26 protein-coding genes are annotated in these 22,596 nt (G+C 56.4%); 11 read left to right on the top strand and 15 right to left on the bottom strand.

Features of this window, described 5'->3' with window-relative positions; genetic code table 11:
* Positions 1–242 precede the first annotated feature (242 nt).
* Positions 243–1,073 carry an N-acetylmuramoyl-L-alanine amidase gene (locus SP99_RS07060; RefSeq protein ID WP_047958122.1) on the bottom strand — a complete coding sequence of 277 codons (831 nt, stop codon included), beginning with the start codon at positions 1,071–1,073 and terminating at the stop codon, positions 243–245.
* A complete protein-coding gene (locus SP99_RS07055) occupies positions 1,070–1,393 on the bottom strand; it encodes a heavy metal-binding domain-containing protein (protein ID WP_025756066.1) in 324 nt (107 codons plus the stop codon). Before SP99_RS07055 ends, SP99_RS07060 begins: the two co-directional genes overlap by 4 nt.
* 97 nt (positions 1,394–1,490) lie before the next feature.
* Here SP99_RS07055 and SP99_RS07050 point away from each other — a divergent pair, with 97 nt between their 5' ends.
* From SP99_RS07050 to artJ, 6 genes are all read left to right on the top strand, one after another.
* Entirely contained in the window at positions 1,491–2,009 is a 519-nt protein-coding gene (locus SP99_RS07050) for a lipoprotein (RefSeq protein WP_047958121.1), read from the top strand.
* 226 nt (positions 2,010–2,235) lie between these two features.
* Complete coding sequence (gene artP / locus SP99_RS07045; protein ID WP_008500030.1) at positions 2,236–2,964, top strand: arginine ABC transporter ATP-binding protein ArtP; 729 nt, start codon at positions 2,236–2,238, stop codon at positions 2,962–2,964.
* 19 nt (positions 2,965–2,983) lie between these two features.
* Positions 2,984–3,715 carry an arginine ABC transporter substrate-binding protein ArtI gene (gene artI / locus SP99_RS07040; RefSeq protein WP_047958120.1) on the top strand — a complete coding sequence of 244 codons (732 nt, stop codon included), beginning with the start codon at positions 2,984–2,986 and terminating at the stop codon, positions 3,713–3,715.
* 6 nt (positions 3,716–3,721) lie between these two features.
* Positions 3,722–4,438 carry an arginine ABC transporter permease ArtQ gene (artQ, locus tag SP99_RS07035; protein WP_025756069.1) on the top strand — a complete coding sequence of 239 codons (717 nt, stop codon included), beginning with the start codon at positions 3,722–3,724 and terminating at the stop codon, positions 4,436–4,438.
* Complete coding sequence (gene artM, locus SP99_RS07030; protein WP_025756070.1) at positions 4,438–5,106, top strand: arginine ABC transporter permease ArtM; 669 nt, start codon at positions 4,438–4,440, stop codon at positions 5,104–5,106. Before artQ ends, artM begins: the two co-directional genes overlap by 1 nt.
* 180 nt (positions 5,107–5,286) lie before the next feature.
* Positions 5,287–6,018: an arginine ABC transporter substrate-binding protein ArtJ gene (gene artJ / locus SP99_RS07025; protein WP_015571008.1), complete on the top strand. Its 732-nt coding sequence runs from the start codon at positions 5,287–5,289 to the stop codon at positions 6,016–6,018.
* A gap of 85 nt (positions 6,019–6,103) precedes the next feature.
* Here artJ and SP99_RS07020 read toward each other — a convergent pair whose 3' ends face one another.
* The 11 genes from SP99_RS07020 to nfsA form a co-directional block, all read right to left on the bottom strand.
* The gene (locus tag SP99_RS07020; RefSeq protein ID WP_047958119.1) at positions 6,104–7,573 is read right to left on the bottom strand and encodes a sensor histidine kinase; all 1,470 of its coding nucleotides are present in this window, start codon (positions 7,571–7,573) and stop codon (positions 6,104–6,106) included.
* A complete protein-coding gene (locus tag SP99_RS07015) occupies positions 7,557–8,264 on the bottom strand; it encodes a response regulator transcription factor (RefSeq protein ID WP_025756073.1) in 708 nt (235 codons plus the stop codon). The genes SP99_RS07020 and SP99_RS07015 overlap by 17 nt, the downstream gene beginning before the upstream one ends.
* A 72-nt stretch (positions 8,265–8,336) precedes the next feature.
* Positions 8,337–9,464 carry a 23S rRNA (uracil(747)-C(5))-methyltransferase RlmC gene (rlmC, locus tag SP99_RS07010; RefSeq protein ID WP_047958118.1) on the bottom strand — a complete coding sequence of 376 codons (1,128 nt, stop codon included), beginning with the start codon at positions 9,462–9,464 and terminating at the stop codon, positions 8,337–8,339.
* Positions 9,465–9,504: 40 nt separating this feature from the next.
* Positions 9,505–9,978: a YbjO family protein gene (locus tag SP99_RS07005; RefSeq protein WP_025756075.1), complete on the bottom strand. Its 474-nt coding sequence runs from the start codon at positions 9,976–9,978 to the stop codon at positions 9,505–9,507.
* Positions 9,979–10,043: 65 nt separating this feature from the next.
* The gene (gene potI, locus SP99_RS07000; protein ID WP_023310934.1) at positions 10,044–10,889 is read right to left on the bottom strand and encodes a putrescine ABC transporter permease PotI; all 846 of its coding nucleotides are present in this window, start codon (positions 10,887–10,889) and stop codon (positions 10,044–10,046) included.
* Positions 10,886–11,839 (bottom strand): putrescine ABC transporter permease PotH, encoded by a 954-nt coding sequence (potH, locus tag SP99_RS06995; protein ID WP_047958117.1) that lies wholly within the window; start codon positions 11,837–11,839, stop codon positions 10,886–10,888. Before potH ends, potI begins: the two co-directional genes overlap by 4 nt.
* 10 nt (positions 11,840–11,849) lie before the next feature.
* Positions 11,850–12,983: a putrescine ABC transporter ATP-binding subunit PotG gene (gene potG, locus SP99_RS06990; RefSeq protein ID WP_025756077.1), complete on the bottom strand. Its 1,134-nt coding sequence runs from the start codon at positions 12,981–12,983 to the stop codon at positions 11,850–11,852.
* A 143-nt stretch (positions 12,984–13,126) separates the two neighbouring features.
* The gene (gene potF / locus SP99_RS06985) at positions 13,127–14,239 is read right to left on the bottom strand and encodes a spermidine/putrescine ABC transporter substrate-binding protein PotF (protein ID WP_047958116.1); all 1,113 of its coding nucleotides are present in this window, start codon (positions 14,237–14,239) and stop codon (positions 13,127–13,129) included.
* Positions 14,240–14,590: 351 nt separating this feature from the next.
* Positions 14,591–15,067 (bottom strand): YbjN domain-containing protein, encoded by a 477-nt coding sequence (locus SP99_RS06980; protein WP_047958115.1) that lies wholly within the window; start codon positions 15,065–15,067, stop codon positions 14,591–14,593.
* A gap of 63 nt (positions 15,068–15,130) precedes the next feature.
* Positions 15,131–16,033, bottom strand: a complete 903-nt coding sequence (gene rimK, locus SP99_RS06975) for a 30S ribosomal protein S6--L-glutamate ligase (protein WP_025756080.1) — start codon at positions 16,031–16,033, stop codon at positions 15,131–15,133.
* Between the two features lie 69 nt (positions 16,034–16,102).
* Positions 16,103–16,825 (bottom strand): nitroreductase NfsA, encoded by a 723-nt coding sequence (nfsA, locus tag SP99_RS06970; RefSeq protein WP_047958114.1) that lies wholly within the window; start codon positions 16,823–16,825, stop codon positions 16,103–16,105.
* Between the two features lie 184 nt (positions 16,826–17,009).
* On the opposite strand from nfsA, the gene SP99_RS06965 reads away from it, so the two are divergent.
* Positions 17,010–17,279 carry a GrxA family glutaredoxin gene (locus tag SP99_RS06965; protein WP_006809455.1) on the top strand — a complete coding sequence of 90 codons (270 nt, stop codon included), beginning with the start codon at positions 17,010–17,012 and terminating at the stop codon, positions 17,277–17,279.
* A gap of 30 nt (positions 17,280–17,309) precedes the next feature.
* On the opposite strand, the gene SP99_RS06960 is transcribed toward SP99_RS06965, so the two are convergent.
* Entirely contained in the window at positions 17,310–17,684 is a 375-nt protein-coding gene (locus SP99_RS06960) for an inner membrane protein YbjM (RefSeq protein WP_045284541.1), read from the bottom strand.
* A 274-nt stretch (positions 17,685–17,958) separates the two neighbouring features.
* Here SP99_RS06960 and SP99_RS06955 point away from each other — a divergent pair, with 274 nt between their 5' ends.
* The 4 genes from SP99_RS06955 to arsC all read left to right on the top strand — a co-directional run bounded on the left by SP99_RS06955 (position 17,959) and on the right by arsC (position 21,991).
* A complete protein-coding gene (locus SP99_RS06955) occupies positions 17,959–19,644 on the top strand; it encodes an aspartate:alanine antiporter (protein ID WP_008503440.1) in 1,686 nt (561 codons plus the stop codon).
* A 252-nt stretch (positions 19,645–19,896) separates the two neighbouring features.
* The gene (locus tag SP99_RS06950) at positions 19,897–20,217 is read left to right on the top strand and encodes a metalloregulator ArsR/SmtB family transcription factor (protein ID WP_047958113.1); all 321 of its coding nucleotides are present in this window, start codon (positions 19,897–19,899) and stop codon (positions 20,215–20,217) included.
* Positions 20,218–20,257: 40 nt separating this feature from the next.
* Positions 20,258–21,547 (top strand): arsenic transporter, encoded by a 1,290-nt coding sequence (locus SP99_RS06945; protein WP_047958112.1) that lies wholly within the window; start codon positions 20,258–20,260, stop codon positions 21,545–21,547.
* A gap of 12 nt (positions 21,548–21,559) precedes the next feature.
* Positions 21,560–21,991, top strand: a complete 432-nt coding sequence (arsC, locus tag SP99_RS06940; protein WP_047958111.1) for a glutaredoxin-dependent arsenate reductase — start codon at positions 21,560–21,562, stop codon at positions 21,989–21,991.
* Positions 21,992–22,005: 14 nt separating this feature from the next.
* On the opposite strand, the gene SP99_RS06935 is transcribed toward arsC, so the two are convergent.
* Positions 22,006–22,557, bottom strand: coding sequence for a TetR/AcrR family transcriptional regulator (locus SP99_RS06935; RefSeq protein WP_025756087.1), 552 nt, complete (start codon positions 22,555–22,557; stop codon positions 22,006–22,008).
* Positions 22,558–22,596: the final 39 nt, after the last annotated feature.

Here is a 22,596-nt window from a genome sequence, read left to right as displayed (position 1 = left end):
GTTTAAAAGGGAAAGTGCTCGGCAGCGATAAATGTTGCCGTAAAGTTAATTCTGTATTCTTTTAAAATTAAAAAAACCAAACAAGTTCTGTTTTTTTAATTTGATTCATGCTGTGAATCGATGAATCCATCTTAATTGAGGACGATTTTAAATCAATTAACTTAAAATGAATTGAGAATGTACTTAAGATTAATCTCAAGCGCATTTATAGCTAATCTTTCTTTCGGGGGCTTTCCGAAGAATTACCCCTGCCCGTATTTCTCCAGAAGCGCTTCGGCGATGGCCAGCGTTTCGACATCCGCGACACCGTTCCACAACTGCGGCCTGAAGTGCATCTGGAACACCATGATGATGCGTTTCTGCTGGGCGGGAGTGCTGTTATCAGGCACTTCGTAACCATAGCGCGCGAGCAGATCCAGCAGCGCGGCGGTGTCCACCGTCTGATAAGGCGGCCGGCCATTCATATAAAATGCCACCCGGTCAGCATCAGGCCACGCGCCAATTCCCTGCTGCGCCAGCTCACGCCAGGGGAAAAGCGGTCCGGGATCGTCCTTGCGCTGCGGCGCAATATCCGCATGAGCCACCACGTTCTCAGGCTTGATGTTGTAGCGGGCGATAATGTCTTTAGCAAGCGGGACCAGCGCCGCAATTTGCGCAGGTGCGAACGGCGTAAAATGCTTCACCCCGGCCGTTTTCTGCCAGCCACGGTTCTCGAGCTCAATGCCCACCGAGGTATCATTGATACGGTTGGTGCCGCGCCAGAAGCTGATACCCGCATGCCAGGCCAGTTCGCTTTCAGGCACCAGCTGCCAGATGCGCGGCTTACCGTCCGGGGCAGGCGGTGTGGCAGGGATCAAATAGTGAGAGCTGACGTTTTTATCCGTCAGCGTGGCCAGCGAGCTGTCAAAATCATCCGCGGTGTAGTGAAGAACCAGCACTTTTATGCGCGGATACGCCGCCTGGGCCTGATGGCGCGTATCCAGCTCGTAGGCACCTTTATCGACAATCCCTTTTTCCGAGACACATCCTGCCAGCAACAGCGCCAGCAGGAGTGGAGCAAACGCACGCCTCATCGCAGGGTTTTCACCGCCGTACCGCTTACGCTCACCATCAGCATGCTGCCGTCTTTACCGACCGTTTCGTAGTCGATGTCGATCCCCACAACCGCATCAGCGCCGAGGGCTTGCGCCTGCTCGCCGAGCTCTTTAAAAGCAATTTCGCGCGCTTTGCGCAGCTCTTTTTCGTACGCGCCAGAGCGGCCGCCCACGATATCGCGGATACCGGCAAAAAAGTCACGGAAGATATTGGCACCGAGAATCGCCTCACCGGTGACCACGCCGCAATACTCGGTAATGGTCTGCCCTTCCAGGGTTGGCGTTGTTGAAAACTGCATGGTTTCTCTCCTTCTTTAGCGTTCAATGCCTTAGAGACAGCATTATCGGTTCGTTACGCTATGATTGAAAGGATAGTTAATAAATAAGGAAATCAACATGCGCTATTCAGCTTTAACACTTTTAGTGCCCTGCGCGCTGGTGCTCAGCGCCTGTACCACCACGGTCACGCCAGCCTTTAAGGATATCGGTACCCGCAGCGGCCCCTGTATCGAGGGTGGGCCGGATACCGTGGCGCAACAGTTCTATGATTATCGCATTCAGCACCGCAGCAACGATCTCACCGGTCTGCGTCCTTACCTGAGCGATGGGCTGGCAAAACTGCTCAACGACGCCACCCGCGATCCGCAGCATAACGCGCTGCTGAAGTCCGACCCGTTCTCCAGCCGCACCACGCTGCCAGACAGCGCCGAGGTGGCCAGCGCGTCCACCATTCCGAACACCGATGCGCGAAATATACCGCTGCGCGTGAAGCTGACCCAGGACAGCCAAACCTGGCAGGATGAAGTGCTGATGATCCGTGAAGGCCAGTGCTGGGCGGTGGATGACGTGCGCTACGTTGGCGGCAGCGTTCATGCCCCGGCCGGCACGCTTCGCCAGTCGATTGAGAATCGCTAACTTCTGCGATACCGCGCGGTAACCCCCGTAAAATGTGCGGCATTTCATGCGGAATGCCGACATTTATACTCGCCGACCTTGCCGCTCGCTATTTTGTGCTATGTTTAAGGGGAAACACGGGTTATATTTAACTTTTAACGCAGAAATATTGCATAACTATTCTGTCAACGGTACTATCTGCGGCCTCAATTGCTATAGATTGCCTGGATGAGTAAAGACTGCCCCGATGAGTATTAAACTAAACGGCATTAACTGCTTCTACGGCGCACACCAGGCGCTGTTTGACATCACGCTGAACTGCCCGGAAGGCGAAACGCTGGTTTTGCTGGGTCCAAGCGGCGCAGGCAAAAGCTCCCTTCTGCGTGTCCTTAATCTGCTTGAAATGCCCCGTTCAGGTACGCTGGCTATCGCCGGTAACCATTTTGACTTCGCCAAAACGCCCTCTGATAAGGCGATTCGCGAACTGCGTCAAAACGTCGGCATGGTCTTCCAGCAATACAATCTCTGGCCGCATCTCACCGTACTGCAAAACCTGATTGAAGCGCCATGCCGCGTGCTGGGCTTAAGCAAGGATCAGGCGATCGCGCGTGCGGAAAAGCTGCTGGAGCGTCTGCGTCTTAAGCCCTACAGCGACCGCTACCCGCTGCACCTTTCCGGTGGTCAGCAGCAGCGCGTGGCGATTGCCCGTGCGCTGATGATGGAGCCTGCGGTACTGCTGTTTGATGAACCGACGGCGGCGCTGGATCCGGAAATCACCGCTCAGATCGTCAGCATCATTCGCGAGCTGGCGGAAACCAACATTACGCAGGTTATCGTCACCCACGAAGTGGAAGTGGCGCGTAAAACCGCCAGCCGTGTTGTCTATATGGAAAACGGGTATATCGTTGAGCAAGGTGATGCGAGCTGCTTCGCGAACCCGCAAACCGATGCCTTCAAAAACTATTTATCTCATTGATTGTGTCAGGGGAAATATAATGAAAAAAGTAATACTTGCCGTGCTGCTTGCTGGCGTTACCCTTTCCGCTACCGCAGCCCAGACCATTCGTTTCGCCACGGAAGCGTCTTATCCTCCGTTTGAGTCTATGGATGCGAACAACAAAATTGTTGGCTTCGACGTAGATCTGGCGAATGCCCTGTGTAAAGAGATCGATGCGACCTGCACCTTCAGCAACCAGGCGTTCGACAGCCTGATCCCAAGCCTGAAGTTCCGCCGTATCGACGCCGTGATGGCCGGTATGGACATCACCCCTGAGCGTGAAAAGCAGGTGCTGTTCACCACCCCGTACTACGACAACTCCGCCCTGTTCATTGGTCAGAAAGGCAAATTCACCTCTGTTGATCAGCTGAAAGGCAAAAAAGTGGGCGTGCAGAACGGCACCACCCACCAGAAATTCATCATGGATAAGCATCCGGAAATCACCACCGTTCCGTATGACAGCTACCAGAACGCGAAGCTGGATCTGCAAAATGGCCGTATCGATGGCGTATTTGGTGATACCGCGGTCGTGACTGAATGGCTGAAAGCCAATGACAAGCTGGCGCCAGTGGGCGACAAAGTGACCGATAAGGACTACTTCGGTACCGGTCTGGGGATTGCCGTTCGTCAGGGCAACACTGAGCTGCAGCAGAAATTCAACGCTGCGCTGGAAAAAGTGAAGAAAGACGGCACCTACGAAACCATCTACAAAAAATGGTTCCAGAAGTAATTCCTGATGAATGAAATTTTTCCTTTAGCAAGCGCCGCCGGGATGACCGTCGGCCTTGCCGTTTGCGCACTGATTATCGGCCTTGTGCTGGCGATGTTCTTTGCGGTGTGGGAATCCGCGAAATGGTTCCCCGTCGCCTGGACAGGCTCCGCACTAGTCACCGTGCTGCGTGGACTACCGGAAATTCTGGTGGTCCTGTTTATCTATTTCGGCTCCTCACAGCTGCTGCTTACGCTGTCGGACGGTTTTACCCTCAATCTCGGTTTTGCGCAGATCCCGGTGCAGATGCAGATTGAAAACTTCGACGTCAGCCCGTTCCTGTGCGGCGTGATTGCCCTCTCCCTGCTCTACTCCGCGTACGCGTCGCAAACCCTGCGCGGTGCGCTGAAGGCCGTGCCGCAGGGGCAATGGGAGTCGGGTCAGGCGTTAGGGTTGTCGAAATCCGCGATCTTCTTCCGTCTGGTGATGCCGCAGATGTGGCGTCATGCCCTGCCGGGCCTCGGCAACCAGTGGCTGGTGCTGCTGAAAGATACCGCGCTGGTAAGCCTGATAAGCGTTAACGATTTGATGCTGCAAACCAAAAGCATCGCCACCCGTACCCAGGAACCCTTTACCTGGTACATTGTGGCGGCGGCGATCTACCTGGTGATCACGTTGCTCAGCCAGTACATCCTCAAGCGGATTGACCTGCGTGCCACGCGCTTTGAACGGAGACCAGGCTGATGCTTGAATACTTTCCCGAGCTGATGAAAGGGCTGCACACCAGCCTGACGCTGACCGTGGCGTCCATCATCGTGGCGCTGATCCTGGCGCTCATTTTCACCATCATCCTGACGCTGAAAACGCCGGTGCTGGTGTGGATTGTGCGCGCTTATATCACCCTGTTTACCGGTACGCCGCTGCTGGTGCAGATATTCCTGATTTACTACGGCCCGGGCCAGTTCCCGTCGCTGCAGGAGTATCCGGTTATCTGGCACCTGCTTTCTGAGCCGTGGCTGTGTGCCCTGATAGCCCTTTCGCTGAACAGTGCGGCCTATACCACCCAACTGTTCTACGGGGCGATCCGTGCCATTCCGGAAGGACAGTGGCAGTCCTGCGGGGCGCTGGGCATGAGCAAGAAAGACACGCTGGCGATCCTGCTGCCGTACGCCTTTAAGCGCGCCCTCTCCTCTTACTCCAACGAAGTGGTGCTGGTGTTCAAGAGTACCTCTCTGGCCTACACCATTACGCTGATGGAAGTAATGGGGCATGGACAGTTGCTGTACGGACGCACCTATGATGTGATGGTGTTCGGCGCGGCGGGCGTGGTGTATCTGGTGGTTAACGGTCTACTGACGCTGATGATGCGCCTGATCGAGCGTAAAGCGCTGGCGTTTGAGCGCCGGAATTAGTCGGGTGGCGGCTTCGCCTTACCCGACCTACATAATGCATAAAATATAAACACCAATGCGGGTAACCTTCTGGTTATCCGCTTTTTTTTATATCAGAAATAATATTTAATCATTTTTATTGAATATAAATTCATTTGCTGGCATTGTTTATTCATAGGACCTACAGACGGGAGTATGATAATGAAAAAGTTAGTTCTGGCCGCCTTACTGGCAACGTTCGCCGCTGGCGCATCCGCTGCGGATAAAATCAATTTTGGCGTTTCCGCCACCTATCCGCCGTTTGAATCGCTGGATGCCAGCAACCAGATCGTCGGTTTCGATATCGACCTGGCGAAAGCGCTGTGCAAACAGATGCAGGCCGACTGCACCTTTACCAACCATGCCTTCGACAGCCTGATCCCGTCGCTGAAATTTAAAAAATACGATGCGGTGATCTCCGGGATGGACATCACGCCTGAGCGCAGCAAGCAGGTGGCCTTCACCGACCCGTACTACGCCAACTCGGCGGTGGTGATTGCGAAGAAAGGGGCGTACAAGTCCTTCGACGAGCTGAAAGGCAAACGCATCGGGATGGAAAACGGCACCACCCACCAGAAGTACCTGCAGGACAAGCATCCTGAAGTGAAAACCGTGGCCTATGACAGCTACCAGAATGCGATTATCGACCTGAAAAACGGCCGTATCGATGGCGTATTCGGTGATACCGCCGTGGTGAACGAATGGCTGAAAACCAACCCGCAGCTGGGCACCGCCACGGAAAAAGTGACCGATCCACAGTACTTCGGCACGGGTCTGGGTATCGCGGTTCGTCCGGATAACAAAGCCCTGCTGGAAAAACTGAACGGCGCGCTGAAAGCGATTAAAGCCGACGGTACGTATCAGAAAATCAGCGAGCAGTGGTTCCCGCAGTAAGATTTTTTTGGCGGGTGGCGGCTACGCCTTACCCGGCCTGCGGGGGGAATTCCAGGCCGGATAAGCGTAGCGTCATCCGGCAATTCTACAGCGGAACAAAGAAGCGAAAACGCGCCCCACTCACCGACTCCATCAGCCTGATCCCGCCTCCGTGCAGCTCCAGCATCCGTTTCACAATCAGCAGTCCTAACCCGCCGCGATCCTCGCGTGATGCCTGGGTCGTCAACGCCGATGGCCGCTGGAACAGATCGTCGCGCAGCGCGGCATCAACACCCGTTCCGTTGTCGGCCACTTCAACCTGAAGCTGTTGATTCTCCTGCCAGACCGCCAGACGGATCTCCCCGCCGGCTGGCGTATGCCGCATCGCGTTATCGAGCAGGTTGGTCACCACCCTCTCAATCATCGACACATCGGCATTAATCAGCGGCAGCGGTCCCGGCACATCAATATGCAGGTTCACCTCCCGGGTGCGGGCGGTTAATTCAAACTTCTGCGCCACGTCTGAAATCAGCTCCGCCATCGCGAAACGCTCGCGCTGCGGTTTAATGCCGCCATGTTCAAGACGCGCCAGCTCAAACAGCTGCTGGGAGAGATGTCGCACCTTCTGCCCCTGACGCAGGGCGGTGGCGAGATACTGCTGGTGCTCCTGCGGCGTCAGGGTCGCGGATTTGAGCGACAGGGTTTCGAGATAGCCCAGCAGCGACGTCAGCGGTGTGCGGAGATCGTGTGAGATATTGGCGATAAATTCCCGGCGCTGGCGATCGCTGTCCGCCAGCTGATCCCATTGTTGGGTGATTTTACGCGCCAGTTCGATAAAACTGTTGCGCAGGAGCGCCACTTCATCTTTCGCCGCCGCGTCCGGATGCTGTGCCGCCAGCTGCCTGATGGCGCTGATGCTGTCCTGCTCCAGCCCGGCCACTTCACGGGTCAGGCGTTTGACCGGACGCGTGACCCAGTACCAGATCAGTAAGCCCGCCAGCAGTCCAAACAGCGCTACCCACAGCAATGACCAGAGGACGGTACTCCACAGCGCCTTATGCCAGGCCATTTCCGCCAGCGCGTTCGACTCCTCGCCCTGCAAAATAATGTACAGATAGCCTTTAAGCTCGCCGTCCTGACGCAGCGGCGTCGCGCTGAAGACTTTTTTACTCTGGCTGCGCGGATCGTCGCCATAGATCGGCATGACCTCGCCGCTGAGGAAGCTCTGCACCGGAGCAAGGTCGATAGTTTGTCGCTGAATATGGCCGGGCGGTGCGGCATCGGCCAGCAGCGTGCCGTCCGGGGAGACGACGTACAGCTCAACGCTGGGGTTAAAGGTCATCAGCCGGCCAAACAGCGGTTTCAGCGCGCTGCGGTCAACCCTGCCCTGCGCGTCCAGAATCGGTTCACGCTGGACAATCTGCTGCGCCAGCCCGCCCGACAACCGCTGCACCATCGCATTACCGTACTGCATACTGCTGTAGAGCTGCACCGCACAGGCGACGGTGGCGCAGAGCATCATCAGCAGAATAAACAGCAGCATCAGGCGCTGGCTGAGGCTAAAGCGGCGCATCATGGTGCGCCTCCGCAAATTTGTAGCCCTTGCCCCAGACGGTGCGAATGATCTCCGGCTCGGCAGCATCCTTCTCAATCTTGATGCGCAGGCGGTTGATGTGGGTGTTCACAGTGTGCTCGTAGCCTTCGTGCTGGTAGCCCCAGACCTGCTCCAGCAGGGCCAGACGCGAAAACACCTCGCCAGGATGACGGGCAAAGAAGTAGAGCAGTTCGAATTCACGCGGGGTGAGATCCACTACCTGGCCATGAAGCAGCACGCTGCGCGCCAGCGGATCGATGGTCAGACCATGAGCCTGAATGTGACCGTCGGTTTGCGCCTGCCCCATCGCCTGCTGGCGGCGGAACAGGGCTTTGATGCGCGCAATCAACTCCTGCACCGAAAACGGTTTTGCCAGATAGTCATCGGCACCGGTTTCCAGCCCGGTAATGCGGTCGGTTTCGCTGCTGCGGGCGCTGATAATGATGACCGGCAGGTAACGCGTCATCTGACGAATACGGCGGCAAATCTCCAGCCCGTCAACGTTGGGCAACATCAGGTCGAGGATCACCGCATCCCATGGCTGTTTTTCAAGACGCTGCAGGGCGTTGCCCCCGTCGGGCTCATGGGTAATGGCATAGCCTTCGTCTTCTAAATTGAGTCGCAGAAGCGCCGCGATATCGTGGTCGTCTTCCACCAGCAGGATCTGCTTCATGGGTAAGCCTTCATTCATGTCTTATGACGTAAGCTTACCTGATTTCGCAGGGATGAAGAGTTCACATTTTGTTTAAGATTTTACGAGCAACGTCAGCACTTCATAATGGGCGGTATGCGGGAACATATCGAAAAGCTGAACGCATTCAACGCGATAGCCCGGCAGTTCAGCGATGTCTTTCGCCATGGTCTGCGCGTTACAGCTGGAGTAGATGATGTACTCCGGCGCCATCTGGCTCAGGTAGTCGCACAGCGCCTTGCCGATGCCACGGCGCGGCGGGTTGACCAGCACCAGCGCCGGCACGTTGCCCTGGCCGGTCGCGAACTGCGTGGAGTCCAGCGCCTGGAAGTGGATATTCGTCAAACCCAGCCCGGCGGCGGACTGTTTCGCACAGGCAATGGCTTCGGCGGAGATCTCAATCCCGGTGAGCTGCATCTCAGGCGTGGCGCAGTGCAGGCCAAAACCACCGACGCCGCAGAACAGATCCCACATATGATGGATATTCAGCGACCGCACCCAGTCGCGGGCGGTGGCGTATAACGCACTCGCCACCGTCGGGTTCGTCTGGAAGAAGCTTTGCGGGCGGATCCACAGCGGCACGCCGTTGAAGTTCTCGGCCAGCGCGTGCTGTTCGGTGAAGAAGATCTCTTTCTCCCCTTCCATGATCGCCATATGCACTGGCTGAATGTTAGCGGTTATGACCTTTAACTGCGGAAGCTGTTCCTGCAGCCACGGCAGCGCCGCGCGCAGCTGCTCCAGTTTGGTTTCCGAGCGCAGCACAAAACGCAACATCATGCCGCCATCTCTCTGACTCTCCGTCAGCAGCAGGTATTTCAGCTCACCGCGCTTGCGGGCGACGTTATAAGGCGTTAACCCGGCCCGCGCGATAAACGGTTTAAGCGCGGCAAAAACAGGCGCAAACGAGGCAGGATAGAGCGGGCAGTCGGTCAAATCTTCCGGCGTGCCGTCGCGATGCAGCATCCCGAGCAGCGGTTTTTCAACGCTGCCGCTGACCACCATTTTGGCTTTATTACGAAAGCCCTGCTCCGGGCCGCTGACGGGTGCGCACCACTCCGCCACCGCGTGTGCTGCCAGCAGCTGTTGCAGGCCGGCCATTTTGGCGGTGAGTTGTTGAGAGACCGGCTGTTCTATCCACTGACAGGAGCGGCAGCGTCCGGCGTCATAGAGTGCGCACTGCATATGAAAACCTTAAGGAAAGCGAGGGCTGCGATTATACACATTATTGCAGGCGGAAGAACCGCCGGCTTGAAGCTGGCGCAAAGAGCAACAGGAGCACCAGCATATCCGGCAATTTCTGCATGACCAGCGCGTGGAAGATTTCGCGTTTGGATCCGCCGGCAATGCTGAACAGTTCCGGGTAGCCGTATCCCAGCGAAGCCGCCCACAGATAGCTCGCCGCGGTTACCTGCGTCAGCAGATAGACCCAGCGCGCCCAGTTGCGCCCTTTGACCAGCGAGAACGCACAGTAGATCTCGATAAACACCAGCATCAGGCTGCTCAAAAAGACCAGCGTCAGGTTCCACGTCTGCACGCTGCGGTGAATGAACTCACCGATGCCGCGCACGCCCAGGGTGTTGAGAATCATCAGCACATCCAGGCAGCGGATCATAATAATGGCGAGCGCCGCCACCTGAACCAGCGCAGGAACGTTAGGACGCGCGTGCGTAATACGTGATTTCTTTAATAATCCCAATGTTTTACTTCCCTGAAAAACAGTGCCGCGTCATGCGCGGCACATCACTGGAAATTTTAAATCCTTCAGCCGCGTCTTGCACGCTGGATATCACGCACGCGCTGCTTTTCCGCGCGCGCCATCAAATACCAGGCGATAAATCCGACAATTCCGACCACGCCGAGGATGATCGAGGCCAGAGCGTTGATCTCCGGATTGACCCCCATGCGTACACTGGAGAAGACCAGCATCGGCAGCGTCGTCGCGCCCGGGCCGGAGACAAAGCTGGCGATCACCAGATCGTCGAGGGACAGGGTAAACGCCAGCAGCCAGCCGGAGATCACCGCCGGCATAATCATCGGCAGGGTGATGATGAAAAAGACCTTCAGCGGCGTCGCGCCGAGATCCATCGCCGCCTCTTCAATGGAGCGATCCAGCTCGCGCAGGCGCGAGGAGATCACCACCGCGACATACGCGGTACAGAAGGTGACGTGCGCCAGCCAGATGGTGAGCATGCCGCGATCCGCCGGCCAGCCGATGGCATGCGCCAGCGCCACGAACAGCAGCAGCAGCGCAAGACCGGTGATGACGTCGGGCATGACCAGCGGCGCGGTGATCATAAAGGCAAACCCGTTCGAACCGCGAAAACGGCCAAAGCGCACCATCACCAGCGCGGCGATCGTGCCCAGCACGGACGCCATTGTCGCCGCCAGCGCCGCAATGGTCAGGCTCAGCCCCACCGCGCTCATCATCGCATCATCGTGGAACAGCTCGCTGTACCAGCGCGTCGACCAGCCGGCCCACACCGTCACCAGTTTGGAGCTGTTGAACGAGTAGATCACCAGCATCAGCATCGGCGCATACAGGAAGGTAAAGCCGATAACCAGGATCGCTATTCGCCACGGGGAGCGCACTACCGGTAAGTTGTTCATCCGTGGTCTCCCATCTGTTTCTGCTGATGCTTGTGGAACCACATGATCGGCACGATCAGCAGCAGTAACATCACGATCGCCACCGCCGACGCCACCGGCCAGTCGCGGTTATTGAAGAACTCCTGCCACAGCACGCGGCCAATCATGATGCTGTCTGGCCCGCCGAGCAGTTCCGGGATCACAAACTCCCCTACCGCCGGGATAAAGACCAGCATCGACCCGGCGATAATGCCGCCTTTGGTCAGCGGGACAATGACGCTGAAGAAGGTTTTTAGCGGACGGGCACCGAGATCCAGCGAGGCTTCCACCAGCGAGTAATCAATACGCGTCAGCGCCGTATAGATCGGCAGCACCATAAACGGCAGATAGGCATACACAATGCCAATATAAACCGCGAGGTTGGTGTGCAGGATCGTCAGCGGCTGATCGATAACGCCTAACCACATCAGGAAGTTGTTCAGCACGCCGTTGTTTTTCAGGATCCCCATCCACGCGTAAACGCGGATCAGGAACGAGGTCCACGACGGCAGGATCACCAGCAGCAGCAAAATATTCCGCGTCGACGGTTTACTGTGCGCCACGGCCCATGCCAGCGGATAGCCCATCACCAGACAGCAGAGCGTCGAGATCGCCGCGACCTGCAGCGACTGCAGGTACGCCTCGAAATAGAGCGGGTCATCCGTCAGTTGCAGGAAGTTGCCGAGATTCAGCGTCAGCGTCAGTTGCCCGTCGGCCCAGTCCAGCAGGTTGGTGTAGGGAGGGATCGCCCGCGCCATTTCCGCCAGGCTTATCTTGAAAACAATCAGGAACGGCAGCAGAAACAGCAGGATCAGCCACACGTAAGGCATGGCGATCACCAGCTTGCGGCCGTGGTTCATCTGCATGCGAGTCAGCCAGCTGGCAACGCCGCCCGGTTTACCTGCGCGGGCTGGAGGTTCAAGTGTACTCATTGGCCGCTCCTTATACCGTCAGCACAACACAGCTGTCCGCATCCCAGCACAGGCGCACCTCGTCACCCCAGGTTGGCTGGCCTTTGCGATAGCGGTGTTCGTTCTGCAACTGGGCGCTCAGCATCTGCCCGCTTTTCAGGCGCACGTGGTAGATGGAGAGATCGCCCAGATAGGCAATGTGCACCACTTCACCCACGGCAAAGTTATAGCCATCGGCAGGGGGATCGTCGCAGAGCATGATCTTCTCCGGGCGCAGCGCGACGTAGACCGGCACGTTATCCACCACGGAGTTATCCGGATCGACCTTAAGCGGATGCTGCAGCCCCGGCGATTCGATGATCAGGCCATCTTCCTGACGCGCTTTCAGCAGCCCTTCAAAGACGTTAACCGAACCGATGAACTCAGCGCTGTAGCGGGTGGTCGGATGCTCATAAATCTCTTCCGGCTCGCCAATCTGCACGAACTTGCCGCGGTTCATGATCGCGATACGTCCGGCCATGGTCATGGCTTCTTCCTGGTCGTGGGTGACCATCACGCAGGTCACGCCTACGCGTTCGAGAATATCCACCACTTCGAGCTGCATACGGTCGCGCAGCTTTTTATCCAGCGCGCCCATCGGCTCATCAAGCAGCAGCAGCTTCGGGCGTTTCGCCAGGCTTCTGGCCAGCGCCACACGCTGACGCTGACCGCCAGAGAGCTGGTGCGGTTTACGTTTCGCGAACTCCTGCATATGCACCAGGCTCAGCATCTCGGCCACGCGCGCGGTAATTTCAGCCTTCGGCAGCTTATCCTGCTTCAGGCCAAAGGCGATGTTCTGCTCCACCGTCATGTGCGGAAAAAGCGCGTAAGACTGGAACATCATGTTAATGGGGCGCTGATACGGCGGCACGCTGGAGAGATCCACGCCATCAAGCATGATCTGCCCGGCCGTGGGCTGTTCAAAACCGGCCAGCATACGCAGCAGGGTCGATTTGCCGCAGCCAGACGCCCCCAGTAGGGCAAAAATTTCGCCTTTATAGATAGTCAGGCTGACGTCGTCCACGGCATGCTGGCCATCGAAAGATTTGGTGAGGTTACGAATTTCAAGAAGCGGGGTCAGCGCTTTACGGACTTTCGCCTGCGGGCGGGGGATCGCGTCATTCACGGGGTGCTCTCCGGCATAGATCAAAACTGGTGCAAACGCACCGTCAGGGTGCGCATCGCCGGGCGGCGCTAACGCTTGCCCGGCCTACGGGTTGTATAGGCCCGGTAAGCGATAGCGCCACCGGGCAACCATCCCAAACGCCGTTATTTACCGCTTTTCACCTTGGTCCACGCGCGGGTACGCACACGGTCAATTTTTGGATCCTGAACTTTCAGGGTGAAGAGCTTGGCGAACACATCCGCTGGCGGATAGATAGCCGGGTTATTACGGATTTCTTCGCTCACCAGCGGCACGGAGGCCTTGTTACCGTTTGCGTAGTAAACATGGTCGCTGATGTGGGCGATCACGTCAGGACGCATCAGGTAGTTGAGGAACTGATAAGCTTCATCTTTGTTTTTCGCATCCGTCGGCATCGCGAAGACGTCAAAGAAGGCCAGCGCCCCCTCTTTCGGAATGAAGTAGGAGACATTCACGCCGTTTTTCGCCTCTTTCGCGCGGTTAGCCGCCTGCCATACGTCCCCTGCCCAGCCAATCGCGACGCAGATATCGCCGTTCGCCAGGTCATTGATGTACTGAGACGAGTGGAAGTAACGAATGTTTGGACGCAGCTTCAGCAGCAGCTCCGTCGCCGGACCGGTGTAATCATCCGCCTTGTTGCTGTTCGGATCTTTGCCCAGGTAGTTCAGCACGGTGGCGAAGATCTCCTCCGGCGCATCGAGGAAGGAGACGCCGCAGCTTTTCAGCTTCGCAAGGTTTTCCGGCTTCAGCACCACGTCCCAGCTGTCCAGCTTGACATCCGGGCCCAGCGCCGCTTTGACTTTATCGACGTTGTAGCCAATACCGGTGGTCGCCCACAGATACGGCATCGCGTATTTGTTCTCCGGGTCGTGTTTGGCCACCAGCTTCAGCACTTCCGGGTCGAGGTTTTTCCAGTTCGGTAATTTGCTCTTATCCAGCGGCTGGAAGACGCCGGCAGTAAGCTGACGCTCCAGGAAGCTAGCAGACGGTACCACGAGGTCGAACCCGGTGCTGCCTGCCATCAGTTTGCCTTCCAGCACTTCGTTGGAATCGAACACGTCATAGACCACTTTAATGCCGGTCTCTTTTTCAAAATTCGCGACCGTGTCCGGCGCAATATAGTCAGACCAGTTGTAGACGTGCAGCGTTTTTTGTTCCGCAGCGAGCGTGCCGGCAGAGACGGCCATCAGAGCACCCGCAACCAGACCCGATAACCATTTTTTATTCAAGGCGATCATAGTGTTATTCCTTCTGAAAGCTCGTTAACAAACGAACTAAAACTGTGCAATCTGGATATATGCAAAAATCATGCATAGTTTGTCGCTCTGCCCGAAATAAAAAGAAACCTCTTTATCCGGCAGCCTCCGCTCGCTTTTTTAAGCATCGCAAGAATAACTGTAGCCCGTGTCCCCGGCTATAGCCCAGACGAAAAAACGCCTTTTATCAATTTTTTATGCAGGTTATGTCTACGTGATAAGCCGAAATGGCCTTTGGGGAGGTGAAAAATTCTTTAAGGAAAGGTTAAAAGCAGCAGAAAAAATGGCCTTCTGCAGCCGCTATGGCAGCGACTGCGCAAAAGTCAGACAGGTTTAGTGAAGAAAATTGGGAGATGCATCATTATTCTCTGCATCATCTTCCGCGCTGTACAGAAGATGGTGTGCACTGGCTTCCATCATGACCATGGAAATTTGCTCTTCGCTCAAGCGCATAAACCAGGCGAACTGCTTGAACGACAGCCCGGCACCGGAGAATAAAGACTGGCAAACGACCAGTTTTGGCAGATTATCATCCTGTATGTCGAGAAATGCTTTCACCGTCAAAGAACTGGCGTTGATCGCTGACAGGTCCGAGGCCAGCGCCAGCAGCGCAGACGGCTTCACTTCGGCCAGCGCGGAGAAGAGGATCACGTCGTTAATGAGATCGATTTTGGCGTCAAAAATGCCGTCAAAATTCTGCATATGAGGCAGATGCAGCGCCTGGCAGGAATCACATTCAAAGAACGTAATACCCGCATCATCGAGCCATTGACGTAACGTATCCAGTGTTGGAACGACCTGTAAATCCATCGCTGTGCAGCCTCTTTAATAAAAACTTCGCATAGGGTACGCAAAAAGTACGATCAATACCATTCACCCACCCGTTTTCAGACAGTAACCTGGGGTCGCATGACGCTCGATCCATGCGATCATTTTACCCGCAATATCGACCCCTGTGGTTTTTTCCACGCCTTCCAGCCCCGGCGAGGCATTCACCTCCATCACCAGCGGCCCGCGCGTCGCCCGCAGAAGATCAACACCCGCGACATCCAGCCCCAGCGTTTGCGCAGCTTTCACCGCTATCTCACGCTCACGATCGCTGATCGTTGCCACCCGCGCAATGCCTCCGCGATGGAGATTGGAGCGAAAATCGCCCTCTTTCGCCTGGCGTTCGATGGCCGCCACGACTTCATTCCCCACCACGAAGCAGCGGATGTCACGCCCTTTGGCCTCTTCGATGTACTCCTGCACCAGAATATGGGCGTTCAGGCCCCGGAAGGCGTCAATCACGCTCTCCGCCGCCTGACGCGTCTCCGCCAGCACCACGCCAATGCCCTGGGTGCCTTCTACCAGCTTGATGACCAGCGGCGCGCCGCCCACCATGTCGATGAGATCGCTGGTGTCGTCCGGGGAGTGAGCGATGCCGGTCACCGGAAGATCGATCCCCTGACGGGCGAGCAGCTGCAGTGAGCGCAGCTTATCCCGGGCACGGGAAATGGCGACGGATTCGTTGAGCGGGTAGCTGCCCAGCATCTCGAACTGGCGCAGCGCGGCGGTGCCGTAATAGGTGATCTGGGAGCCGATGCGGGGGATCACCGCATCAAAATGCGGCAGCTTGCGGCCTTTGTAGTGAATCGATGAGGCCGCGGGATCGATGTTCATATAGCAGGACATCGGATCGAGGATTTCAACCTGATGCCCGCGCTTTGCCGCCGCTTCTCGCAGGCGTTTACATGAATAGAGCGTTCCATCCCGGGATAATATGGCAATTTTCACCCTGCACCTCGCTAAAGACATGGAAAAAGCCTGCGTATCATATACGCAGGCAGGCACAGGATAAATGGACTATCGCGTCGCCCAGCCCTGTTTGTGCAGGTAATCAAGAATAAACGGACGATTTTCTTTAATGATGGTGCGGCGAATATGGTCGCTCCAGGTATCGCGACGGGTATTGCTCCCGCGGGTCATATAGTAGTGCGCCAGCTCCTCGTCGTATTGCTCCAGCACGTCGCGATCGAGCGGCTGGTAGTGGTTTTCGTGCACCAGCATGGCAGCAGGAATACGCGGCTTCAGATCCGGGTTATCCGCCGGCCAGCCAAGGCACAGGCCAAACAGCGGCAGGACATGTTTTGGCAGCTTCAGCAGTTCGGTCACGCTTTCAATGTTGTTACGCAGCCCGCCGATATACACACCGCCTAACCCCAGCGACTCTGCCGCCGTAAAGGCGTTTTGCGCCATCAGCGCGGTATCCACTACGCCCAGCAGCAGCTGTTCTGCCAGGCCTAATTCGGCCTCAGGGCAGATCTGCAGGTGGCGGTTAAAGTCGGCACAGAACACCCAGAACTCCGCGGCCTGCGCCACGTGTTTCTGCCCGCCAGTGAGTGAAACCAGCTGCTCGCGCAGGGCCGGGTCGGTGATGCGGATAATGGAGCTGCACTGCAGGAAGCTGGAGCTGGAGGTCGCTCTTGCGCTGTTAATAATCGCTTCGCGCTGCGCTTCGGTAATCGGTTCACCGGTAAAGTGTCGAATGGAACGATGGGAAAGGAGCAGGTCAATCGTTGGTGTCATCTTGTCTCTCTTTGTCGTGCTTAAACCGTATTGCAGCCAGTATAGGCAATCATTTGCGCGGTGTAATTGGCGAAACATAGCCTTACTGTATCAAAGTGACAGGCGAAACCTTCTTTAATGACGGCAGTTTATCGGGCACTATATGTCCTATTCGCCGTCAGGCTTGTTTTTTGAGGAGAGAGAAATGTTTGCAGTAATTTTTGGTCGTCCAGGATGCCCTTACTGTGTGCGCGCAAAAGAGCTGGCTGAAAAACTGACTGAAGAGCGTGATGACTTTAACTTCCGCTATGTGGATATCCACGCAGAAGGCATCACCAAAGCCGATCTGGAAAAAACCGTGGGTAAACCGGTAGAAACCGTACCGCAGATTTTCCTCGATCAGAAACACATTGGTGGCTGCACCGACTTTGAAGCTTACGCTAAAGAGCATCTGGGTTTGTTTGCCGCCCAGTAACACTAAGACGCCCTCACCTGGAGGGCGTTTTTATTTGTGGTGTCGCCAGTGCTTAAGCAGACTGCACACAAACAAATAGCACAGCGCCCCCAGCGCGCACCAGAATACCGCACTCAGTAACCACGCCAGCTCCTGCCAGAAACTTCTCGTCGGGACATACAGTAACCGCATCAGCAGCAAACAGAGCGGTGCGGCCAGCATGGCGCCGATCAGTGGCTTAACCACCTCCCCTTTACGGGAGAGGAAACTGGCTGCCGCTCCCGGCAGGGTAAAAAAGAGCAGCCCGAGCTCCGGGTGACCGGCAGCCCTGAACGCCCCTTTCACATTAAAAGCGAGCGCCATGCATACGACGATAAACAGCAAAAAGCAGCTGATCACCCCCGCCCAGTTCCGTGTAATGTTCAAACTATCCTCCTGACTTCATCTCTATCAAATACAGCTTCGTCCAGTGGACGCCCAGTCAGATAAAGCAATGTGGCAATCCTTGCCAAAGCCCGCACAGGGTTATGCGATAATAGGTAGCTGTCAGTAGCTAATACGATTAAACTATCGGCCAGCTAATGTTTTAGGGAATAAATTAGGATACAGGGAGTGTTGTACGCGTTCCCTGACCCAGAAAACAGTAGCCCAAATAGTCCTTTCATTCAACAACTTACTGGTAAACAAGAAGTTAGCCTCCGTGAATATAAACGTCGCAGACTTGTTAAACGGGAATTACATCCTGTTATTATTTGTGGTACTGGCGCTGGGTCTTTGCCTGGGTAAATTGCGTCTCGGTTCAGTTCAACTGGGTAATTCCATTGGCGTTTTAGTCGTCTCCTTATTATTAGGCCAGCAGCATTTCAGCATTAACACGGACGCGCTCAACTTAGGTTTTATGCTGTTTATTTTTTGTGTTGGCGTGGAAGCGGGACCTAACTTTTTTTCAATTTTCTTCCGTGACGGCAAAAATTATCTGATGCTGGCACTGGTGATGGTCGGCAGCGCGCTGCTGATCGCCTTAGGGCTGGGCAAACTGTTTGGCTGGGATATCGGGTTAACGGCCGGTATGCTGGCAGGCTCCATGACCTCCACCCCCGTGCTGGTGGGTGCCGGTGATACCCTGCGCCATTCCGGTATGGCCGGGGAACAGCTCTCTACCGCCCTCGACCACCTGAGCCTGGGTTATGCCCTGACCTATTTGATTGGTCTGGTGAGCCTGATTGTGGGCGCACGCTATCTGCCAAAACTGCAGCATCAGGATCTGCAGACCAGCGCCCAGCAAATCGCCCGCGAGCGCGGTCTGGATACCGACTCCAAACGTAAAGTTTATCTCCCGGTGATCCGCGCCTACCGCGTCGGGCCGGAGCTGGTGGCCTGGGCGGACGGCAAAAACCTCCGCGAACTGGGCATTTACCGTCAGACGGGCTGCTACATCGAACGTATCCGCCGCAACGGCATTCTGGCGAACCCGGACGGCGATGCGGTGCTGCAGATGGGCGACGACATTGCACTGGTGGGCTACCCGGATGCCCACGCGCGACTCGACCCGAGCTTCCGTAACGGCAAAGAGGTGTTCGACCGCGATCTGCTCGACATGCGCATCGTCACCGAAGAGATCGTGGTGAAAAACCATAACGCCGTAGGCCGCCGTCTGGCGCAGCTGAAGCTGACCGACCACGGCTGCTTCCTCAACCGCGTGATCCGCAGCCAGATTGAGATGCCCATCGACGACAACGTTGTCCTGAATAAAGGTGACGTGCTGCAGGTGAGCGGCGACGCCCGCCGCGTGAAAACCGTCGCTGACCGCATCGGCTTTATCTCCATTCACAGCCAGGTCACCGACCTGCTGGCCTTCTGCGCTTTCTTTATCGTTGGCCTGATGATCGGGATGATCACCTTCCAGTTCAGCAACTTTAGCTTCGGCATCGGTAACGCCGCCGGGCTGCTGTTCGCCGGGATCATGCTGGGCTTCCTGCGCGCGAACCACCCGACCTTCGGTTACATTCCGCAGGGCGCGCTGAACATGGTGAAAGAGTTCGGTCTGATGGTCTTTATGGCGGGCGTTGGCTTAAGCGCCGGCAGCGGCATTGGCCACAGCCTGGGCGCTGTCGGCTGGCAGATGTTGGTTTCCGGACTTATCGTCAGCCTGGTGCCGGTGGTGATCTGCTTCCTGTTCGGCGCCTACGTGCTGCGCATGAACCGTGCCCTGCTCTTCGGGGCAATGATGGGGGCGCGTACCTGTGCGCCGGCCATGGAAATCATCAGTGATACCGCGCGCAGCAACATCCCGGCGCTGGGCTATGCGGGCACGTATGCTATCGCTAACGTACTGCTGACACTGGCGGGTACGCTGATCATCATCATCTGGCCAGGACTCGGATAACGCTGACGTTTGCGCATAACGAAAAAATTTTTGTTACGCGCAGAACTTTTTAATCAGGGGGCAGTCATAACTAGTGCCACTGCTTTTCTTTGATGTCCCCAATTTGTGGAGCCCATCAACCCCGCCGTTTTGGTTCAAGGTTGATGGGTTTTTTGTTGTCTGAAATTCCCCTGCCTCTAATCTCACCTTCTCACCTGCCAACAAAACATATATGATTAAACATATATGATAATCGCGCCAGCAGGAACTCCCATGCACCACCCGCTCCAGCTGTTCAAAACCCTCGCCGACGAAACGCGGCTCGCCATCGTCATGCTGCTCCGCGAAGCCGGCGAGCTGTGCGTCTGCGATCTCTGCTCCGCCACCAACGAGCCGCAACCTAAGGTCTCGCGCCATATGGCCCTGCTGCGCGAGTCCGGGCTGGTGATCGACCGCCGCGAGGGTAAGTGGGTCCATTACCGTCTCTCCCCCAACATGCCTGCATGGGCAGCTACCGTCATCGACACCAGCTGGAACTGCCTGCGGGAAGAGACGCGCCTGAAGCTGAAAAACCGACTTCCGGGCTCGTGCTAAGCAAAACACATTCACAAATACAGATGTAATGGAGTAAAAAATGTTTCTGGCAGGGACTATTTTTCTGTTTACGCTGGTACTGGTCATCTGGCAGCCCAAAGGGTTGAGTATCGGCTGGAGTGCCACCCTTGGCGCCGTGCTGGCGCTGGCCAGCGGCGTGATCCACATAAGCGATATTCCGGTGGTCTGGAATATTGTCTGGAACGCCACGGCAACGTTTATTGCCGTCATCATTATCAGCCTGTTGCTGGATGAGTCCGGCTTTTTCGAGTGGGCAGCGCTGCACGTCGCCCGCTGGGGGAACGGTCGCGGAAGATTGCTGTTTACCTGGATAGTCCTGCTGGGCGCAGCCGTAGCGGCGCTGTTTGCCAATGACGGCGCGGCGCTGATCCTGACCCCTATTGTTATCGCCATGCTGCTGGCGCTGGGGTTCAGCAAGCAGGCCACGCTGGCGTTTGTCATGGCGGCAGGTTTTATCGCCGATACCGCCAGCCTGCCGCTGATTGTGTCTAACCTGGTCAACATTGTCTCGGCAGACTTCTTTTCGCTGGGGTTCAGCGAATACGCCTCGGTGATGATCCCGGTCGATATCGCCGCGATTGCCGCAACGCTGGTGATGCTGCATCTTTTCTTTCGCAAAGACATTCCCCCGGCATATGACCTGGCAAAACTCCGCGAACCCGCTCGGGCCATTCACGATCTCCCGACGTTCAGAACGGGCTGGATCGTCCTGCTGCTGCTTCTGGTCGGCTTCTTCGTGCTTGAACCGCTCGGTATTCCGGTCAGCGCCATTGCGACTGCAGGCGCGCTGATTTTGTTTGCCGTTGCAAAACGCGGACATGCGATAAACACCGGAAAAGTGCTGCGTGGCGCGCCATGGCAGATTGTTATCTTCTCGCTGGGGATGTATCTGGTGGTGTATGGCCTGCGCAATGCCGGGCTGACAGATTCGCTCACAGGCGTTCTGAATAGCCTGGCCGGACATGGATTGTGGGCCACCACGTTGGGTACCGGGTTCATCACCGCGTTTCTGTCATCCATAATGAACAACATGCCCACGGTGCTGATTGGCGCACTCTCCATTGATGGCAGCACGGCAACAGGGTTAATTAAGGACGCGATGATTTACGCCAACGTGATTGGCTGCGATCTGGGGCCGAAAATCACGCCCATCGGTAGCCTCGCCACCCTGCTCTGGCTCCACGTGCTGGCGCAGAAAAACATGACGATTACCTGGGGCGACTATTTCCGGACGGGCATCATCATGACGCTGCCGGTCCTGTTTGTGACGCTCGCCGCGCTGGCGCTACGTCTCTCCTTCACACTGTAATGAGCCACTGATATGAGCCACATCACTATTTATCACAACCCCGCCTGCGGCACCTCGCGCAATACGCTGGAAATGATCCGCAACAGCGGCACGGAGCCAGAGATTATCTTCTATCTGGATACCCCGCCGTCACGCGATGAACTGATTAAACTGATTGCCGACATGAGCATTTCAGTGCGGGATCTGCTACGTAAAAACGTGGAGCCCTATGAACAACTCGGCCTGGCCGAAGATAAATTCAGCGACGACCAGCTTATCGATTTTATGCTGCAGCACCCGATCCTGATTAACCGTCCGATTGTGGTCACACCGCTGGGCACCCGCCTGTGCCGCCCCTCTGAAGTCGTCCTCGACATTCTGCCGGACGCGCAGAAAGGGGCGTTTGTCAAAGAGGACGGCGAAGCCGTCGTGGACGCCAGTGGGAAAAAAATCACTCGAAAATAAGTGGCAACCGCGGGTTAGCGGCTTCCCTCACCCGCGATCCTTCCCACCATCGCCCGGATCTCCTCGCGCGTTAACGGTGCCCGGTCAGTCACGTAGTGCAGCGTCATCCCTTCGATGAAGGCATCCAGCGCACGCGTAGTGACCGGGTCGAACCACTGCTCCAGCGTGGTCTGGCTCATCTTCATCCAGTCCTGCATCACCGTTTTGAGCGCCGCGCTGCGGTGCATGAAGGCGTAGAGCTGATACATCAGCGCCATGTTGTGGGGCGTCGTCACCTGCGAACTGTGGATCAGGGTGGTGATGGATTCGCACGCCATCTCCGGGCCGGTGACGCCCGCGAAGAAATCCCGGTACTGCTGCGACATCTGCCGGGTAAACCACGTGAAGGCCTCCTCCAGTAGCGGCTCCATTCCGTCAAAATAGTAGGTCATCGACCCCAGCGGCACGCCGGCGCAGGTGGCGATTTTACGGTGCGTGACGGCGTGAATACCGTGTTCAGCAATGGTATCGAGCGTTGCCTGCAGGATCTTCTCCCGGCGATGCGGATCGTTCGGTGGTCTGCTCATAAATTCCTCATGTGGTTTGTGTACAAATGTACACAAACT

The sequence above is a fragment of the Enterobacter sp. BIDMC92 genome (assembly GCF_001030225.1).
GTDB classification, from domain to species: Bacteria; Pseudomonadota; Gammaproteobacteria; order Enterobacterales; family Enterobacteriaceae; genus Enterobacter; species Enterobacter sichuanensis.
The sequence above is the reverse complement of the archived record's forward strand: the minus strand, read 5'-3'. Positions and strand labels throughout refer to the sequence as shown.

Excerpts from the sequence above, each read along its gene's own strand:
- SP99_RS07060 (WP_047958122.1), bottom strand. The coding sequence starts at position 1,073 with ATGAGGCGTGCGTTTGCTCCACTCCTGCTGGCGCTGTTGCTGGCAGGA.
- SP99_RS07055 (WP_025756066.1), bottom strand. The coding sequence starts at position 1,393 with ATGCAGTTTTCAACAACGCCAACCCTGGAAGGGCAGACCATTACCGAG.
- SP99_RS07050 (WP_047958121.1), top strand. The coding sequence starts at position 1,491 with ATGCGCTATTCAGCTTTAACACTTTTAGTGCCCTGCGCGCTGGTGCTC.
- artP (WP_008500030.1), top strand. The coding sequence starts at position 2,236 with ATGAGTATTAAACTAAACGGCATTAACTGCTTCTACGGCGCACACCAG.
- artI (WP_047958120.1), top strand. The coding sequence starts at position 2,984 with ATGAAAAAAGTAATACTTGCCGTGCTGCTTGCTGGCGTTACCCTTTCC.
- artQ (WP_025756069.1), top strand. The coding sequence starts at position 3,722 with ATGAATGAAATTTTTCCTTTAGCAAGCGCCGCCGGGATGACCGTCGGC.
- artM (WP_025756070.1), top strand. The coding sequence starts at position 4,438 with ATGCTTGAATACTTTCCCGAGCTGATGAAAGGGCTGCACACCAGCCTG.
- artJ (WP_015571008.1), top strand. The coding sequence starts at position 5,287 with ATGAAAAAGTTAGTTCTGGCCGCCTTACTGGCAACGTTCGCCGCTGGC.
- SP99_RS07020 (WP_047958119.1), bottom strand. The coding sequence starts at position 7,573 with ATGATGCGCCGCTTTAGCCTCAGCCAGCGCCTGATGCTGCTGTTTATT.
- SP99_RS07015 (WP_025756073.1), bottom strand. The coding sequence starts at position 8,264 with ATGAAGCAGATCCTGCTGGTGGAAGACGACCACGATATCGCGGCGCTT.
- rlmC (WP_047958118.1), bottom strand. The coding sequence starts at position 9,464 with ATGCAGTGCGCACTCTATGACGCCGGACGCTGCCGCTCCTGTCAGTGG.
- potI (WP_023310934.1), bottom strand. The coding sequence starts at position 10,889 with ATGAACAACTTACCGGTAGTGCGCTCCCCGTGGCGAATAGCGATCCTG.
- potH (WP_047958117.1), bottom strand. The coding sequence starts at position 11,839 with ATGAGTACACTTGAACCTCCAGCCCGCGCAGGTAAACCGGGCGGCGTT.
- potF (WP_047958116.1), bottom strand. The coding sequence starts at position 14,239 with ATGATCGCCTTGAATAAAAAATGGTTATCGGGTCTGGTTGCGGGTGCT.
- SP99_RS06980 (WP_047958115.1), bottom strand. The coding sequence starts at position 15,067 with ATGGATTTACAGGTCGTTCCAACACTGGATACGTTACGTCAATGGCTC.
- nfsA (WP_047958114.1), bottom strand. The coding sequence starts at position 16,825 with ATGACACCAACGATTGACCTGCTCCTTTCCCATCGTTCCATTCGACAC.
- SP99_RS06965 (WP_006809455.1), top strand. The coding sequence starts at position 17,010 with ATGTTTGCAGTAATTTTTGGTCGTCCAGGATGCCCTTACTGTGTGCGC.
- SP99_RS06950 (WP_047958113.1), top strand. The coding sequence starts at position 19,897 with ATGCACCACCCGCTCCAGCTGTTCAAAACCCTCGCCGACGAAACGCGG.
- SP99_RS06945 (WP_047958112.1), top strand. The coding sequence starts at position 20,258 with ATGTTTCTGGCAGGGACTATTTTTCTGTTTACGCTGGTACTGGTCATC.
- arsC (WP_047958111.1), top strand. The coding sequence starts at position 21,560 with ATGAGCCACATCACTATTTATCACAACCCCGCCTGCGGCACCTCGCGC.
- SP99_RS06935 (WP_025756087.1), bottom strand. The coding sequence starts at position 22,557 with ATGAGCAGACCACCGAACGATCCGCATCGCCGGGAGAAGATCCTGCAG.